At 35.7% G+C, this 16,993-nt stretch carries 10 protein-coding genes and 4 pseudogenes; 5 read left to right on the top strand and 9 right to left on the bottom strand.

Features of this window, described 5'->3' with window-relative positions:
- Positions 1-3: 3 nt before the first annotated feature.
- Together MHH82_RS33960 and MHH82_RS33965 are read right to left on the bottom strand one after the other, a co-directional pair.
- Positions 4-1,524 carry a glycosyltransferase gene (locus tag MHH82_RS33960; RefSeq protein ID WP_069703632.1) on the bottom strand — a complete coding sequence of 507 codons (1,521 nt, stop codon included), beginning with the start codon at positions 1,522-1,524 and terminating at the stop codon, positions 4-6.
- Positions 1,525-1,558: 34 nt separating this feature from the next.
- Entirely contained in the window at positions 1,559-2,926 is a 1,368-nt protein-coding gene (locus MHH82_RS33965; RefSeq protein WP_069703631.1) for an alpha-glucosyltransferase N-terminal domain-containing protein, read from the bottom strand.
- 340 nt (positions 2,927-3,266) lie between these two features.
- Between MHH82_RS33965 and galU the strand changes: the two genes are divergently transcribed.
- The gene (gene galU, locus MHH82_RS33970; protein ID WP_003227944.1) at positions 3,267-4,145 is read left to right on the top strand and encodes a UTP--glucose-1-phosphate uridylyltransferase GalU; all 879 of its coding nucleotides are present in this window, start codon (positions 3,267-3,269) and stop codon (positions 4,143-4,145) included.
- Between the two features lie 38 nt (positions 4,146-4,183).
- Here galU and tagH read toward each other — a convergent pair.
- From tagH to tagD, 7 genes and pseudogenes are all read right to left on the bottom strand, one after another.
- A pseudogene (gene tagH / locus MHH82_RS33975) lies at positions 4,184-5,765 on the bottom strand (teichoic acids export ABC transporter ATP-binding subunit TagH).
- A gap of 19 nt (positions 5,766-5,784) precedes the next feature.
- A pseudogene (gene tagG, locus MHH82_RS33980) lies at positions 5,785-6,612 on the bottom strand (teichoic acids export ABC transporter permease subunit TagG).
- 171 nt (positions 6,613-6,783) lie between these two features.
- Positions 6,784-9,485, bottom strand: a pseudogene (locus MHH82_RS33985) (bifunctional glycosyltransferase/CDP-glycerol:glycerophosphate glycerophosphotransferase).
- 125 nt (positions 9,486-9,610) lie between these two features.
- Positions 9,611-10,949 (bottom strand): annotated as a pseudogene (locus tag MHH82_RS33990) (glycosyltransferase family 2 protein).
- 23 nt (positions 10,950-10,972) lie between these two features.
- Positions 10,973-11,869: a CDP-glycerol glycerophosphotransferase family protein gene (locus tag MHH82_RS33995; RefSeq protein WP_340970411.1), complete on the bottom strand. Its 897-nt coding sequence runs from the start codon at positions 11,867-11,869 to the stop codon at positions 10,973-10,975.
- Positions 11,870-11,898: 29 nt separating this feature from the next.
- Positions 11,899-12,156, bottom strand: coding sequence for a CDP-glycerol glycerophosphotransferase family protein (locus MHH82_RS34000; protein WP_340970413.1), 258 nt, complete (start codon positions 12,154-12,156; stop codon positions 11,899-11,901).
- A gap of 93 nt (positions 12,157-12,249) precedes the next feature.
- Positions 12,250-12,639 (bottom strand): glycerol-3-phosphate cytidylyltransferase, encoded by a 390-nt coding sequence (gene tagD / locus MHH82_RS34005; RefSeq protein ID WP_029318766.1) that lies wholly within the window; start codon positions 12,637-12,639, stop codon positions 12,250-12,252.
- Positions 12,640-13,146: 507 nt separating this feature from the next.
- Between tagD and MHH82_RS34010 the strand changes: the two genes are divergently transcribed.
- The 4 genes from MHH82_RS34010 to MHH82_RS34025 all read left to right on the top strand — a co-directional run bounded on the left by MHH82_RS34010 (position 13,147) and on the right by MHH82_RS34025 (position 16,991).
- Positions 13,147-13,920 (top strand): WecB/TagA/CpsF family glycosyltransferase, encoded by a 774-nt coding sequence (locus MHH82_RS34010; protein WP_072175938.1) that lies wholly within the window; start codon positions 13,147-13,149, stop codon positions 13,918-13,920.
- A gap of 95 nt (positions 13,921-14,015) precedes the next feature.
- A complete protein-coding gene (locus MHH82_RS34015; RefSeq protein ID WP_072175937.1) occupies positions 14,016-15,167 on the top strand; it encodes a CDP-glycerol glycerophosphotransferase family protein in 1,152 nt (383 codons plus the stop codon).
- 88 nt (positions 15,168-15,255) lie between these two features.
- Positions 15,256-15,969 carry an IspD/TarI family cytidylyltransferase gene (locus tag MHH82_RS34020; protein ID WP_003235520.1) on the top strand — a complete coding sequence of 238 codons (714 nt, stop codon included), beginning with the start codon at positions 15,256-15,258 and terminating at the stop codon, positions 15,967-15,969.
- Positions 15,966-16,991 (top strand): ribitol-5-phosphate dehydrogenase, encoded by a 1,026-nt coding sequence (locus tag MHH82_RS34025; protein WP_003235523.1) that lies wholly within the window; start codon positions 15,966-15,968, stop codon positions 16,989-16,991. Before MHH82_RS34020 ends, MHH82_RS34025 begins: the two co-directional genes overlap by 4 nt.
- Positions 16,992-16,993 lie beyond the last annotated feature (2 nt).

Genomic DNA, 16,993 nt, shown 5'->3' on the forward strand with positions numbered 1-16,993 from the left:
GCACTATTTCGTCATTTCAAATACTTCTTCCCATCTTTCAAATAATCGGGCTTCACTATATTCAGTATCCATTAAGTTCTTTGCGTTTTTTCCGTATTGAATGGCTCTCTCAGGGTTGTCGTACAAATAAATGATACTTTCAGCAAGCATGTCAATATTATCAGGTTCTACAAGCATTCCCGTTTCGTGTTCTTTTATGAGCTCCCTCGGGCTGTATTTCACATCAAAACTGACAACAGGGGTTGCGCACGAAAACGATTCACAAATCGCGAGACTAAACCCCTCAAATTTTGATGTTAATAATGTGGCAAGTGCCTGCTGATAAAATGGAGCAGGATTTGCGACATACCCTTTTAAATGTACATTATCTAACTTAAGATCATCGATCAATTGCTGGTATTCCTTATGGCCAGGACCGCTGCCATATATATTCAGGACAATATCCGGCCGGGATTTTTTTACGATTCCCATTGCTTTTATGACCTTATCGATCCCTTTTTCCTCATGATATCTGGCCACCATGACAAACTCGTTTTTCTTTTTTTCATACGTTTGTAATTTTTCAAGCCTTCTTGGTGCATGAGGAATAACAAAAATATTATTGTTCGACTCAAAATCCTTCATGATATCTTCTTTTTGTTCATTCGTTAATACGATCAGCCCGTCATAATCCTTAATATGCTCCATCGCATATTGATGATTGTTTCGAACTTTGCTGCCTAACGTATAAGGATAATCTAAATGATTTGAGTGAACACAGTAAAATCGTTTTGCCAATCCTGCACGCATTTCATTTACTTTTGAAGCACTTCCGACTCCATCACAGATGATAATAGGGTCCTTTTCTTTCTCACATAGCGTTTCAAGCCAATGTGTATGAAACTGGTGCTTGTTTTTGAAAAATACAGCTTCCTTTTCATCACGGCCAAACAGCATAACTCCTTGACTGGCTCCTGTTTTAAAATGGTACCATTCTGTTAAATAACAGAAACCGTCGGGTGCTGTGTAGTGAATTTGATTGATTTTTCCGCTTCTTGTATCGAATATCACAGTTTTATTTACATAACCGCCATGAAAGAATTCTCGCTTTGTCATTTGCATATTTTCATTGAAATGATCTACATATAAAAGATTATCCGACTCATCCCATTTTTTCTTTTTTATATATAAGCCATTCTTGAAGTATTCCGTTTCTAATTTTTCCTCATTATGATGCGCAGCATATGGTTCTTCAAAGCGATTACAATTTTGATCATAGTAACTTTGTTGCGCTTCCCCAATTTTTATATGCTTATGCTGATTTTTATAGTCATCATAAATATTGAGGATATTTACATCAGCATGCAGCCTTCCAGCGCTCTTCAGCACTTGCTCAATCTGATCATAATTGTCTTTATAATCAAGTGTAACCAAATCGATTTTATGGCCGCGCTCCGCAAATGTAAAAGATCTTGACATCATAGAGCTTGTAATGCCGCCTTTTTCAATGTCTATTTCATATATTAGTGAAAAGATCCTTCTCATCTTCAAGCTCCTTCTTCTGGTAAAACCTTGTCTGCTATTTTTTCACAAACAGCCGTTTCATTAATTTTCTCCGAAATCCCTCGGCAGTCTGAACACGCAAATAATTATTTTCTTTTTCTAAAGTAACTTGCCAGCCTGAAATACTTTGTTCTGATAATGGAATTTCCTTTGAATAGTTTATTCGCACACCTGATGCAAAGAAGCTATTATCCCACTCGGAACAGAGATACAATTCAATGGTGGACAACTGATCTAATACAGAGTGAACACGAAGTGTACCGCTTACGGTAAATATTAGTTCTTCCTCGCTGTTTACTTTTGCGTTAAACGTGCTTTCAGTGCCGCTCTTTTTATTTTTTAACTTCCAATACATTTTATGGCGGCCCACAGAATGGGGAGGAATGCAGCCTTTAAATTCAACCTTGGCTGACAAATATAAATCGGATTTTGATTGCCATTCTGCCATTAACAGCTCAACATTCATATCCTTCAATTGATTATTAAATGGCACCTGATCTATTAGTTTGTCCACAAAACGCTTGCGGGTAAACGGCTCTTCAGAAACGTAATAAATATTTGTGCGAGGCCCCGTATTTTTAATTATGTCATGATATCTCTTCAAGGAAGGAACCACGAAAGCATCAAGGTGGCCTATTTCCTTTTCAGGGTTTTCCAACATCTCATTCGTCTCTATAAAACCTAGATACATGGAAGAATATTCAACTGAAAGAGATTTTAATGTAGTATATAACTCAACTTCAGAAGTCATAAATAAATAATCCGCTTCCTTTATCAAGCGGATCAGAAAATAACGGGAAAGTTCATTTTCTGAATACAATACACTGACTATATTCTCTTTTTCGTCAAAAATGACAATTTTTTCAGTTGTTCCATCATTCTTATACCATTTTGTCATATAACAAGTGCCATCTGCCCTTAAATAAAGATGCTGCTTCGGTTTGTTAGTGTCCAGATCCATGTACATTAAGCTGTGTACATATCCAGACAAATCATATTCTTCCCTTTTAAACCTTTGCCTGCTTTCATTAAAGTAATCAATGACAGCAAGTTCTCCTGATGCTGTAAACCTTTGATATTTGATATAACGTCCATTATTGTAATAACGATAAATTGGCTTATTTGGTTCTTGAATATATGTTAAACCTTCTTGTTCAATCGGATGCTTGATTTTATCTTTCTGAGGTTCAGAACCTTTAAAGTAGCTGTACATATTAATAACAGCAGTATCTTTAAAAGAAGAAGGCCCATTGGGCTCATGATGTAAAGTGACAATTTCCATTGGATAATTCCAATCGATCGTATTGATACTAAACTTTTTTGCAGCATTCAGCTCTTGACAAACAAATGCTAATTTTGGAGTAGAAACCTTAATTGTCATCATCTATTTATTACCTTTCGAATAAATTCGTACAGTCACATTTTCAGAACTACATTATATCACTTTTGCTGAGCAGGCTCTAGAGATGAAGAAGCTGTTATATTTCTTGAAATACCGGATCAGGTGAAACTGTTATATCTATCAATTAATGATATTTTTTTGTATTTCCTCGACCCCAAAGTCACTGAATTGACTCTTGTTTAATATTGGTTTTTCTTATATGATTAAATGTGTTTAACAGAATGAAAATAGGGTATTGATGAGAAAAGAAACTCAAACATTTTAAATACTCAGCATTCAAAAGAGTGACCCTAAATCTGTTCTTAAGGAAGGTGCTTTGAAATTGAAAAAAGTACGTAAAGCCATAATCCCTGCCGCAGGTCTCGGAACGAGATTCTTGCCGGCTACGAAAGCAATGCCGAAAGAAATGCTTCCTATCGTTGATAAACCTACCATTCAATACATAATTGAAGAAGCTGTTGAAGCCGGTATTGAAGATATTATTATCGTAACAGGAAAAAGCAAGCGTGCGATTGAGGATCATTTTGATTACTCTCCTGAGCTTGAAAGAAACCTAGAAGAAAAAGGAAAAACTGAGCTGCTTGAAAAAGTGAAAAAGGCTTCTAACCTGGCTGACATTCACTATATCCGCCAAAAAGAACCTAAAGGTCTCGGACATGCTGTCTGGTGCGCGCGCAACTTTATCGGCGATGAGCCGTTTGCGGTACTGCTTGGAGACGATATTGTTCAGGCTGAAACACCAGGGTTGCGCCAATTAATGGATGAATATGAAAAAACACTTTCTTCTATTATCGGTGTTCAGCAGGTGCCTGAAGAAGAAACACACCGCTACGGCATTATTGACCCGCTGACAAGTGAAGGCCGCCGTTATCAGGTGAAAAACTTCGTTGAAAAACCGCCTAAAGGCACAGCACCTTCTAATCTTGCCATCTTAGGCCGTTACGTATTCACGCCTGAGATCTTCATGTATTTAGAAGAGCAGCAGGTTGGCGCCGGCGGAGAAATTCAGCTCACAGACGCCATTCAAAAACTGAATGAAATTCAAAGAGTGTTTGCTTACGACTTTGAAGGCAAGCGTTATGATGTTGGTGAAAAGCTCGGCTTTATCACAACAACTCTAGAATTTGCGATGCAGGATAAAGAGCTTCGCGATCAGCTCGTTCCATTTATGGAAGGTTTACTAAACAAAGAAGAAATCTAAACAAAAAGGCTATTGGACATTCATCCAATAGCCTTTTTTTATTTCAACATCAAAGTCAGTGTATGCTCTTCATTATCAACTGCAAAAACCTGATCAGCTGTATTCACAAGAAAACGCTTCTTGCTGCTGTCATACAATACATCGCTATCACTTAAGGATAGTGACGTCGGGGTGATAGGAGAAATGTTATGAAAAATAAGCTCTGTTGCTTTATCATTCTCCAACACATAGCTGATTTTTTCATAATCAAAATCTAATGTTTTTCTGCCGTCAGCCGTATCCCCTTCAGTATATCCATTCAACTTGGATTGAATGCTGGTTCTGCTGTCTCCCAGGAATTTCAGAAAGTATTCATAGGAAGAAGCTGCGTTTTGCGAGACATAAGACGTAAATGCAGCGGCATGCAATTCAGCATGTTTCATGTTAGCTGCAACAGCGCTCTTTTTAACAAAATAAGACTGTCCGTTAAACTTTATTTTCGCTGCCTGTTTGCCTTTTGCAGCTACCGACACCTCTGTACCGAATGGCAGTGTAACGTCAGCCTTCTGTTTCAAACCCTGATCTTTATAAGTAGCCGCTTTTTCATTTGCTATAAACCCTTGCTTATTGACTGCGGTTAAGCGTTCCTCTGACTTGCCCTTTGCATTGCCATGATGATTCTTCACTTCATTTTGCGGGATAGCGCCAAACGAAGCAATTGTACGAAGCGGAGCATTAAAGAACATCGTTCCTGCCATGAATACAGTCAGGATAGACAAAATAGCAATTTGAACCGCATTAGCCAATGATTTCGGCTTTTTCTTCTTTTGGCGGAAACGGGCAAACGCTTCAGGATCTTCTTTCTTCCTCTCTTCCGTCTGCTCTTTTTTATATGTCTCTTTTTCTTTTTTAGACAGCTTATTAAACCAGTCAATAAACGCTTTATACTCTTTGACAACCGTTTTTGTTTCATCAAACATACGAAGCTCGCCATAGTGCATCCAAGCAACACGGTCACACATCTTTTCAATCTGACCGATTGAGTGGCTGACAAAGAAAATCGTTTTTCCTTGCTTTTTAAACTCATTTATTCTGTCTACACACTTCTGATAAAACGTTTGGTCCCCTACAGAAAGCGCTTCGTCAATTATTAAAATGTCAGGGTCAATATGCACGGAAATCGCAAAACCGAGACGAGATTTCATCCCGCTAGAATAGTTTTTAACCGGCTGATTAATAAAATCGCCAATCTCGGCAAATTCAACGATGCTGTCATACATATCATCAATTTCTTTATTGGTTAACCCCATCATCAAACACTTGAGCCGGACATTGTCCCGGCCCGTTAATTGGTTATTTAAACCGGCGAATCGCAATCAGCGACGGCTGGCCGTTCATTTCAATTTCACCGCTGGTCGGCGGAATAATTTTAGCCAGCAGGTTAGACATGGTTGATTTCCCTGATCCATTTATCCCTACAAAGCCGATTGTCTCTCCCTCATACACGTCAAAGGAGACATTCCGCACAGCAAAAAAACCATTATCCTTAGCCGGAAAAAACAATCCTTTTATCTTGTCCGATTGTTTTTTATACAAATGATATTGCTTTGAAACATTTCGAAACGAAACTTTTAGTTTCATCGTACAATCTCCTTACGTATTAAAGAAAGTCAACAAACTTGTCTCTGAATTTCATATGCAGAATAGAACCCACTAACAATAAAAGGAATGTGAACAGCCAGAAATACAGCGTGTACTTCATGTCTTGGAAAAACCATTTTCCGTCTAAGAAGCTGTTCCTAAATCCTTCTATCAGATAAAAAATCGGATTCAGCTTAAGCACAGGCAGAAGATTCGGGTGATTTTTCCCGAGTCTGCTCTGAGATATTCCAAAAAATCGGAAGTAAAAAGAACAATAATCTGGTTACGGCCTGCGCAGAAATTGATAATCTCTGACAAGCACACTGATTGTAGAGTTAAACAAGCTAAATGAAAACATAAACACAATCATGCAGATTAAATAGTAAATATATTGTATCCAATGCAAGCTAGGATAAATACCGCTTGCTAAAAGCACAATGACATAAACACCCATCATTACAAAATAACTAAATAAATTTGAAGCAATCACAACAGAAGGCAGTGAACTGATCGGAAAATTCATTTTCGCCACCATATTGATCCGTTTAAATACACTGTTTGATCCATCCAGAATCGTCGGGCTAATAAAAAACCACGGGATCAAACCAGCCAGCATCCAAACAATAAAAGGAACTTCTCCAATACCTGTTATGACTGGCTTGCTGTTACGAATCCCCATACCAAATACAAACCAATACGCCAGCATTTGAATGAGAGGATTGAGAAACTGCCATAATACGCCAAGATAATTCATCTGATACTGAGACTTTGTCTCATACGAAGCTAAGCGCAAAATTAAAGGAAACGATGTCACTTGCTCTTTTACGATTCTTACTAATGCATTCATTGTTTATCTTCCTTAGACTTAAATGATTTTTTGGATCTTTCGGTTAAAGAAATTTGAAAGCACCGGTGAATATTGTAACAGATATTGAGGTTTTTTTCACTTTTGAAAAGTAAAGAGAAGTCCCGCAGAACTTCTCTTTACTTTAAAGTGTCAGTATAGGGCAAATTAAACTCACTTAGCAACTTTATTATTATCTAATTCCAAAATAGCTTTATAAATACGATTCCTATTATTTTTATCAGTATATGCAAAAAAGTTATCTACTCTTTTTCTATACTTATCTTCCATACGACTATTGTTTTTCATATAATAGATAACTTTATCAACTAAGCTATTATGATCTTCTATTACATCACCAAACCCCATTTTTTTATAATCATAATAATCAAGTTTAAAATGGTATGATTTTTCGTATTGATAATAGATAACAGGTTTTTTCTCATATGCAAAATCAAACGCTACAGATGAAAAATCAGTAATCATTATATTAGAAGAATTAAATAGCATTTGATAGCCGCTGTTATAGTCGGCAAACTCCACATACTCATGCTTTTCAAAGTCTACAATCTGTTGCTGAATATCTGGGTGCGGAAAAAAAGTTATTTTATAATTATTTTTCTTAGCAAATTCGATTAGCCGTTCATCATTAATCAAAGCATTATACCTAGAAAAGTATTCACTATCTTTAAATTTCGGGTTGTACGGTCTTACTCCTTTTGCCTGATCTTTCGGTAATACAATATCTTTTCTCCAAGTCGGCATTATTAGAAGCCGCTTTTCTCCTTCACTCTTCTTAAGATTATCGTATCTCGGAAATCCACCCAACAAAATATTCTCTTTTTTATAGTTGTAATTCCCTTTCACAATAGACCGATATTCAGGTTTGGCAGAAGTGACTAATAATTTGATATTCTTACTGTATTTATTTAACCATTCAGAATGATCTGCCATTGTTATTCCATGCCGCAAAAAGACAAACTCAAAATTAAATAAATCTCTAAAATAAATCTCCATATTAAAAAATGGATTTACAACCCATATATCTGCATGTGTCGATATTACTTTGGAAGAGGATAAGGTTAAAATTTTATGTCTAAAAGATCTGTATGGTATAACCTTTCCATATTTTTTAATCCTGTTGTAATCCTTGCTATCTTTTTTTATTATAAAGTATTTTTTTACCCCATCATTCTTGCTGATTGCATATTTAAAGAGGTGCTCTGCATTATCATCAGCTTTATCTTGTCTGTCTATGAATAACCATACTGGCTTCCTGTTAAAAATAGTAAAAACATGGTGTGCCACTCTTGCCAACATTGCCTTTTTAATAGCTGATTTTCGTTTCTTTGATTTATCTCCTAATTTATTAAGGGATTTTAAGAAACGAAATTCTTTTATAAATCTATTTTTAAAATTGTTTTGTTTGAACATTAGTTTTTTATAATTATAATAAAAGATATAATCCTTTTTAGCCGCATAAGCGTTAAATAGATCATTTGACAAACCTGAATACTTAAAGAATCGAAGTTTTGCCATTTTTCTTTTTTTACCTTTAGCTATAAAAAATTCAATATGGTGATTGCCATCAAGATAGCTTTTCGGAATATCTATAGAAAAACCAGGATATTTTTTTATTACTTCACCCAAACTTATATAATCGTTATGACTTCTTTTTATTTTCTTAGCTTTTATTTTAATTTCTCCAATTTTAGCATAAAAATTAAAGCCTTTAGAATTAAAAAGAGAGCTCCAAAATCCTTCAATATGAATAGAATCCTCATTTTCTTCTAAAATCTCAATAGTTAGAGTTTGATTCGATAACTTCGAAACAATTTTATCTGCTCTGAATAAATAATAATCTTGTTCAGTTTCTTTTTCATATACATACTTACTATAATTTTCACCGTGCTTTATTTTTAAAGCATGATATAGATAGAAATGGCTGACACTTTTTGTATTAATAATGACATCGTCGTCAATATACGATAATACTTCTCGTATCAATGTTAAAAATTCGCGGTATTCATTTTCGTCTAAAGGTGTTTCACTAATATCCTTAATCAATAATTTCCACTTCAAATCATGCATAACCATGTATTGAAGAAACAAAGGTATTTTCTGTTCATTATTTTTGGTGATATCGATTAAATTCTTGGAGAAAGTGATAAGTGAATGGTTAAACCAATTCTTATTTGCTTTAGCGGTCTGCATGGCAGACGATCCATCTTCTCTAACTCTATAATGATATTTTGCCTCCTTAACAAGACCATACTTTTTCTTTTGCGATATAATTAAATTAACTAGCTTAGCATCTTCACCTATTTTACAATTTTCATCAAACCTGATATTTTTCAAGGCATCATTTTTTATAAATGTAGAACAGCAATGAGTTAATATATGATGTGGTTCTTTTTCCACATCCAATATTCTCGTTGAAGAAAACTTATTATTTAGATTATGTTCTCCAGTTCTTCCTTCCTCAAAAAATATTGGGATTGCTACAATATCAATTTCATTTTTATGTTGGTTAAAGAAGTTTAAAACATTTTCGAATGTTTCTTCTGAAACTAAGTCATCTGGATCCAAAATTGAATATATCTGCCTTTAGCATACTTTAAACCATAATTTCGGGCACTGCTCACTCCGCCATTCTGTTTCTTTACATATACAATATTTTTTGGATATTTTTGAGCATATTCTTTACAAATCATTTCACTTTTATCGGGGCTTTCATCATTCACAAGTATTAACTGAATATTCTCGAAGCCTATAGTCTGGTTAATAACGCTTTCTATTGCATCAGTTAGATATAACTCGACATTATAAATCGGCATTATAACACTGAAATCATAGTTAAAACTCTTTTCGTTCATAAAAGATTACTCCTAACAAAATGTTTATATGAATAAGAATCCGGGTAAATAAAAGTAAAAACAATTAGAGTGCTAAATTTTTGAAAAAACATGATTAATCTAGTAAAATGTATGAAAAGGATTCCTTACCTGTTTTTTAAAGTCTTTGTAAGAAAACTTTTAAATACGTTTACATGGTTAAGTTCTAAAGCATCATTTGGTGTTTTTAGGACAAAGTCAAATGCAAGGGCCCAAATCGGTATTTCTACAACAAAACCAGCATGTCTAAAATCTCTTAATTTATATCCCCATACTTCAATTGTTTTTTTCAGTTCTTTTCGTTTACATACTTTTAATCTATTAAAATATTTTATATATAATCTGTCATTTTCTTTCATCTCATAATACTGGTTAATAAAGTGCCCTGTTAATTCAAGCCTAAACCCTTTTATTTTTGTCGAAGTAACAGTACATGAACTAAGCAGTACTCTTTCTTTTTTTATATTTTCAAGAGCTTCTGTATTTTCTTTTAATAAGTGAAACATAAATTCTTTATAGTACATCGGCATATCTTGCTCTTTTATAAATTGCGGATCAATAAATTTTAAAACTTTTATAAAATTATCAACAAAAACTTTTTGTTCTTGTTGATCTAAAACAGACTTATAAACATCTCTATAGTTCGGATATAAAAACAGTTTCATATGATATACAATTAAAAATTGCAGATAAGGCAAAACTATATCATATTTTTTTATTGAATCCATCAACAAAGTCATGTAACATTCATTCAACAAATATGTGTACCTTTTTTTGTTAAACCACGAACGATCAACTAATGAGTTCTGTTCTTTCCGTTTTCTATAAAAATACTTTCCTTCTGCAACTGCTCCGTATCTTTTTTCTTTCAGTAATAACTGATTAAAAAAGATAGCGTCTTCCCAAAACTTGATAGATTCATCAAACTGAACGGTACGATTTAGTGTATGTCTTCTGTAAAAAGTGCCGCCAATATAAAAGTGAATAGCTTTATAATCGTTGAGAATATTTATAACTCTTGTTCCTTTTTCAAATCTATTATTTAATTTATGTTCGCCTTCTTTTTCACCTGTGTAATAAACAGGTAATACCGCGATATTTACATCTTCGAAATCACAAAAAAAATCATAAACACTTTGCAGTGCATTTTGAGACAATGCATCGTCAGAATCAAGAAAACCAATAAATTTAGATTTTTCGCTTACATTTGATAATCCACAATTTCTTGCGAGAAGGTCCAGAGTTTTCAATTTTCATGATTTTAATATTATTAGGATATAGATTTTTAAAGGACTCACAAATTTGAGGGCCGCTGTCCACACTGCCATCATCTATTAATATCAGTTCTATATTTTCCTTAAATCCTATTGACTGGTTAATGACACTCTCTATTGAGTACCTTAAATAATTCTCAGAATTATATATTGGCATAATTATAGAAAACATGTTTGTACCTCTTTATTTAGAAGTTAAAGGATCGTTTCAATTACTCTTTTAGAAGCCTTGCCATCTTCTAAATTACAAAATTCGTTATAAAAATCCTCATAGTTATGATCTATATAAGGATTATGTAACAACTCTATTACAGTATCTATAAGTTCTTCACTTGTTTGAACCAAGTTTCCTGGCGTTTTTTGCTGAAAATTAAAGTAAAAACCTCTGATAGAGTCTCGATAAGCCGGGAGATCATACACAAAAAATACAATGGGTTTTTTTAAATTCATATAATCAAAAAAGACAGAAGAATAATCCGTAATCAATAAATCACTAATTAAATATAAATCTCGAATATCTTTATATAAGGAAACATCTTTCACAAAATCTTTATATTTCCCTAAATTAAATTGTTCTGAAACTAGATAATGCATTCTTAAAAGAATAACCACAGAGTCCCCAAGCTTCCTCTTCATTTCCTCTAAATCAAATTGAAGCTTAAATTTATACTGACCAACTTTCTTAAACTCATTGTCTCTCCAAGTTGGTGCATATAAAATTATTTTTTTATCTTCGCTAATTTCTAACTCTTGTTTTACCCTATTTATTAATGATTCTTTATTTGGTGAATATAGAATGTCATTTCTCGGATAACCTGTTTCTAAAATTTGTTTTTTAAATTGAAATGCCCGTTTAAAAATTTCAGTCGAATAAGCATTAGGAGAAATCAAATAATCCCATTTGCTTGCTTCCTGCAGAAAATTCTGTTTATATTTTTCAGTTGTGGTTCCGGGCATATGCACTTCATCCATATCATTAGCAAGTTTTTTTAGCGGAGTGCCGTGCCACGTCTGTACATACAATGTGTTTTTTGGTTTTGGAATCCATAAAGGGAGCCGGCTGTTTGTAATCCAATATTTCGCTGTAGCCATGTACCAAATCCACTTAAAAGAAAACCTTTTTATATATATCGATCTACGCCGTCTAATGCCGACAAATATCGTTTATCAATGCTCCATATCATTTTATAATCATATTGATCTTTATTTTCCTGTAAATATTCATAGATTGCTCGGGGATTGCAGCTAAACTGCTTTCCTGAGTAGCTTTCAAATAAAATTAATTTATTGTTTCTTGGCAGAAGAGCAAAAATCTTAAAAAGAACTGAATAGGCCCTGACTAATAAACTTCTGCATTTTTGTAAAATAAAAGATTTCATAATGAACTCCTTAAAGAGTAAAAAATTTATATTTGCGCCAACAAGAAAAAAAGAAGCAACTGAATTACTTCAAGCCTCTTTAAGTTAGTGCTTCTATAAACTAGCCATGTCTTTTTTGATTTGGGTAGTTGAAATGCCTTCTGTTCTCGGAAGGTAAATGACCTCACAATATTCCTTTAAGAAGTCAAATTTCCCTTTCCAATCATCGCCGATCACAAATGTATCTATATCGTACTTTTGAATATCTGAAATTTTTTGTTCCCAGTTTTTTTCGGGAATCACTTCATCCACAAAATCAATTGTTTCTAAAATGAATTTTCGATGTTCATAGGAATGATGCGATTTTTTTTGTTTTTGAAGATTAAATTCATCTGTAGATAATCCCACGATTAAGTAATCACCCAGATTTTTTGCTCTTTGTAGCAGCTTCATGTGTCCATAATGAAATAAATCAAATGTTCCGTACGTTATCACTTTCTTCATCAGATAACATCACCTTCCAACTGTTTTCAACTGAGAGTACCAGAAAAAAACCACAAACCTTAACAGATTGTTTATAATTTCGACACATTTTTTACGTACCATTAATATTGAACAATAATAGCATAAGTTCCTATAAAAGTTAAGGCTCTTTAAAAATGTCAATCACCAGCATTTTTTGGTATCATCGTTGTATTGATGTATAATTTTTACAGGTCTAATGTCTTATCCATACCCATTATAACAAGTTTTCTTTTTCGAAAAAATCGAATCTTTTGTCGTGTTTTTAAGTGAAACGATTTTCTTTCTGCTGCGTCATTTATTTTGTACGCCCTCCTCATATTAATTCATCGTCAAAACGTGAAGGAATTGTAATGTGAATGTTAAAAGTTCCTAAAGATTTTTGTGGTAAGATAGAGTAAAATGTTTTCAGACAAAGAGTCTTTAATCAAACTATACGAATGACACGTGTTTTTTATAGACATATAGATGAAAAGGAGGGTTGATACGATGCAAACGAAACCCATTAATCAATTAGATTTTGTAGACGGTGAACTGACTTCATTTGTATCACATTTAGAAATGTCATTTTTGGACCAGAATAAAGGTGCGTTCATCGTAACAGCGAATCCTGAAATCGGATTTGAAGCGATGCAAAATCCGCGTTATGAAGCGGTTCTTTCATCTGCTGATTTTATTTTGCCGGATGGCATTGGTGTTGTGTTGGTTTCCAAGCTAATTGGTAAGCCGCTTCAATCCAGAATCGCCGGTTATGATTTGTTTACGTCTTTGCTTGAGAAGGCTGATCAAAAGAAAAAACGGGTTTTCTTTTACGGTGCAGCTAAGCATGTGATTGCTCAGACAATCGAGCGAGTCGAACGTGATTATCCTGGGATTGAAATTGCCGGATATTCTGACGGCTATGTGAAGAATCAACATGAGGTGGCAGACACGATCGCAGCCTCAAATCCTGACATGGTATTTGTTGCTTTAGGTTATCCTAATCAGGAGTTCTTTATCCATAAATACCGACATCTATTCCCTCAGGCTGTTTCTGTAGGGCTGGGCGGAAGCTTTGATGTGTTCAGCGGCAATGTCAAAAGAGCGCCCTCATTTTTTATCCGTTTTCACCTTGAATGGATGTACAGGCTGATCACAAACCCTGCGCGCTGGAGAAGAATGCTTAGCATTCCTAAGTATGTTACAGCCGTGCTGAAACATGAACGAACTTCAGCAAAGCCGCAATATACGGGACAGGTCAAAGATCAATCACGCCATCTGTAATGGGCCTTAAAGGAGCTATGGTATGTAATGAAATGCATGAATCTTTCGCTGTGCCTGCCGACAATCCGCGGCAGCCGTTTTGAGCTGATGACAGATTGAAATCCTGGTTTGCGTTTTTTTACTATTTGTTCATCAAAGTCATCGGCGCATTGCTGTTTTGGGTCAAACCGGGAAGTCAAGTGACCCTTCTTGTTTCCTTTCCTGATAATGCCCGGGCAATATTAAAGGAATATCAGATGGGACACTACTCATTTCCCATTCATGTACTTCTGACCCAGCATGCCAAATCGCTGGAAACAGAATTTCCTGAGCTTACTGTTTCAGTTATTAACGAAAAACACCCGCTTCATATATATAAAGCGGTCTTTTCTATGCTGAGCAGTAAAGCTGTGATTGTTGATAACTATTTTGTTTTGACAACCGTTTTGACCTGCAGACCTGATATCGAGTGTATCCAAGTTTGGCATGCGAATGGAGCGTTTAAACGATTTGGGTTAAAGGATATCAACACACAGAATCGTTCGCGGGCTGACGTGAGACGCTTTCGCAAAGTGTATGCTTCATTTGACCGGATTGTCGTCGGTTCTGAACATATGGCTGACATATTCAAGGAATTCTTCGATATAAAAGGTGATAAATTTCTTCGGTTTGGCGTGCCTTTAACCGATGCTTACTATGAGGTGAAGGAAAACAGCAGTGACCTTAAAAGCAAATATCACCTGCCGGCAGAGAAAAAAATCATCCTGTATGCGCCAACCTTTAGGGATCATCAGTTTGAAAGCTTTTCGCTGCCATTTTCAGAAAAACAGCTGCAGCATGATTTAAAAGGAGAATATTTACTTGCAGTAAAACTTCATCCTGTTATGAAGCAATATGCTCAATTGCATGGGGATAGTGCGTGGATAAAAGACGTATCAGACCTCCCTCTTGCAGACCTTTTAAAAATGAGTGATCTGTTAATATCAGATTATTCTTCTGTCCCTTTTGAATTTGCTTTGCTGGACAAACCCATTTTGTTTTATACGTATGATATGGAGGCTTACAACAGAACCCGCGGTTTAATCCGTCATTATACAGAGGTAATCCCCGGAGTTCCTTGCCGTGATTCAGGAATGCTCTTGGACCAGCTGAAAGATATGAACAGGCTTCAAGCTGAAGTGGAGCGCTTTTCACGTGAATGGAATCTGTACTCGAGAGGGAATGCCAGCAAGCTGCTTTTAAGCTATGTAAATGAGAAATCAAGCTGATCTTTATATATAATAGAGATCGGTATTGCAAATAATATGAAAACCTTTTATAAAACATTATGAGTTGTAGTAAGGAAGGAGTCATTTTATGATTTATGCTGAGATTCTAGCCGGTGGAAAAGGTTCCCGCATGGGGAACGTCAATATGCCAAAACAGTTTTTGCCGTTAAATAAACGCCCAATTATCATTCATACGGTTGAAAAGTTTTTATTAAATGACCGTTTCGATAAGATTTTAATCGTCTCCCCTAAAGAGTGGATTAACCATACAAAAGACATTTTAAAGAAATTCATCGGGCAGGATGATCGCCTGATTGTCGTTGAAGGCGGCAGCGACCGTAATGAATCTATTATGAGCGGCATCCGCTATATTGAAAAAGAATTCGGTATTCAGGATGATGACGTGATCATCACTCACGATTCTGTGCGTCCGTTTCTCACTCATCGCATTATCGATGAAAACATTGATGCTGTTCTTCAATACGGCGCGGTTGATACTGTTATCTCAGCCATTGATACAATTATTGCTTCAGAAGACCAGGAATTTATTTCTGATATCCCTGTCCGCGATAACATGTATCAGGGGCAAACACCGCAAAGCTTCCGGATCAGCAAATTGGTCGAGCTTTATAATAAACTGTCCGATGAGCAAAAAGCTGTCCTTACTGACGCTTGCAAGATCTGCTCGTTAGCAGGTGAAAAAGTGAAGCTGGTCCGCGGTGAAGTCTTTAACATTAAAGTAACGACACCATATGACTTAAAAGTGGCTAATGCCATTTTACAGGAGCGAATTTCACAATGATTAATCAAACATATCGTTTAGTTTCTGCCCGACAATTTGAAGTGACATATAAAGATAAAGTTGTCCATTCAGATAAGGTCGTCGTCCGTCCTACCCATTTATCCATCTGTGCTGCAGACCAGCGTTATTATACTGGCTCACGCGGCAAAGAAGCGATGGACAAAAAACTGCCAATGGCTCTGATCCATGAAGGAATCGGAAAAGTCATGTTTGATCCGACAGGCACATTTAAAGTCGGAACCCGGGTGGTTATGGTGCCAAATACACCGGTTGAAGAGCATGAAGTCATCGCGGAGAATTACCTGCGGTCCAGCAGATTCCGTTCAAGCGGTTATGATGGATTTATGCAGGATTATATGTTCATGGCGCCTGATCGGCTTGTTGAGCTTCCAGACAGCATTAATCCGCATGTCGCAGCCTTCACTGAGCTTATTACAATTGCAGTTCACGCGCTTTCCCGCTTTGAGCGCATGGCGCATAAGAAGCGTGACACATTCGGTGTCTGGGGGGACGGAAATCTCGGATTTATCATGACGCTTCTACTGAAGAAAAAATATCCAGACAGCAAGGTGTTTATTTTCGGAAAAACACCTTACAAGCTTGATCATTTTTCTTTTGTTGATGCAGCTTATCAAATTAACGACATTCCTGAAGATGTCAGAATCGATCATGCCTTTGAATGCGTGGGCGGACGCGGCAGTGAAAGCGCAATTGAGCAAATCATTGCCCATGTCCATCCTGAAGCGTGTGTAGCGCTCTTAGGCGTATCTGAATACCCTGTTGAAATTGAAACAAGAATGGTGCTTGAAAAAGGGATTACGCTGATCGGCAGTAGCCGAAGCGGACGCGAGGATTTTGCCCGTACTGTAGACTTTTTAGCTCAATACCCTGAAGTCGTTGATTATTTAGAAACATTAGTTGGCGGACGCTTCCCGGTACGCAGTATTGAGGAAATTACAAACGCGTTTGAAGCAGATTTGACTTCATCTTGGGGAAAAACTGTTATTGAATGGGAAATTTAAAC

The organism is Bacillus sp. FSL K6-6540 (genome assembly GCF_038007545.1).

What these genes read in the sequence shown, in the direction of transcription:
- MHH82_RS33960 (WP_069703632.1), bottom strand. Translation starts at nt 1,524, where the DNA reads ATGAGAAGGATCTTTTCACTAATATATGAAATAGACATTGAAAAAGGC.
- MHH82_RS33965 (WP_069703631.1), bottom strand. Translation starts at nt 2,926, where the DNA reads ATGATGACAATTAAGGTTTCTACTCCAAAATTAGCATTTGTTTGTCAA.
- MHH82_RS33995 (WP_340970411.1), bottom strand. Translation starts at nt 11,869, where the DNA reads ATGGCTACAGCGAAATATTGGATTACAAACAGCCGGCTCCCTTTATGG.
- MHH82_RS34000 (WP_340970413.1), bottom strand. Translation starts at nt 12,156, where the DNA reads ATGAAATCTTTTATTTTACAAAAATGCAGAAGTTTATTAGTCAGGGCC.
- tagD (WP_029318766.1), bottom strand. Translation starts at nt 12,639, where the DNA reads ATGAAGAAAGTGATAACGTACGGAACATTTGATTTATTTCATTATGGA.
- MHH82_RS34010 (WP_072175938.1), top strand. Translation starts at nt 13,147, where the DNA reads ATGCAAACGAAACCCATTAATCAATTAGATTTTGTAGACGGTGAACTG.
- MHH82_RS34020 (WP_003235520.1), top strand. Translation starts at nt 15,256, where the DNA reads ATGATTTATGCTGAGATTCTAGCCGGTGGAAAAGGTTCCCGCATGGGG.
- MHH82_RS34025 (WP_003235523.1), top strand. Translation starts at nt 15,966, where the DNA reads ATGATTAATCAAACATATCGTTTAGTTTCTGCCCGACAATTTGAAGTG.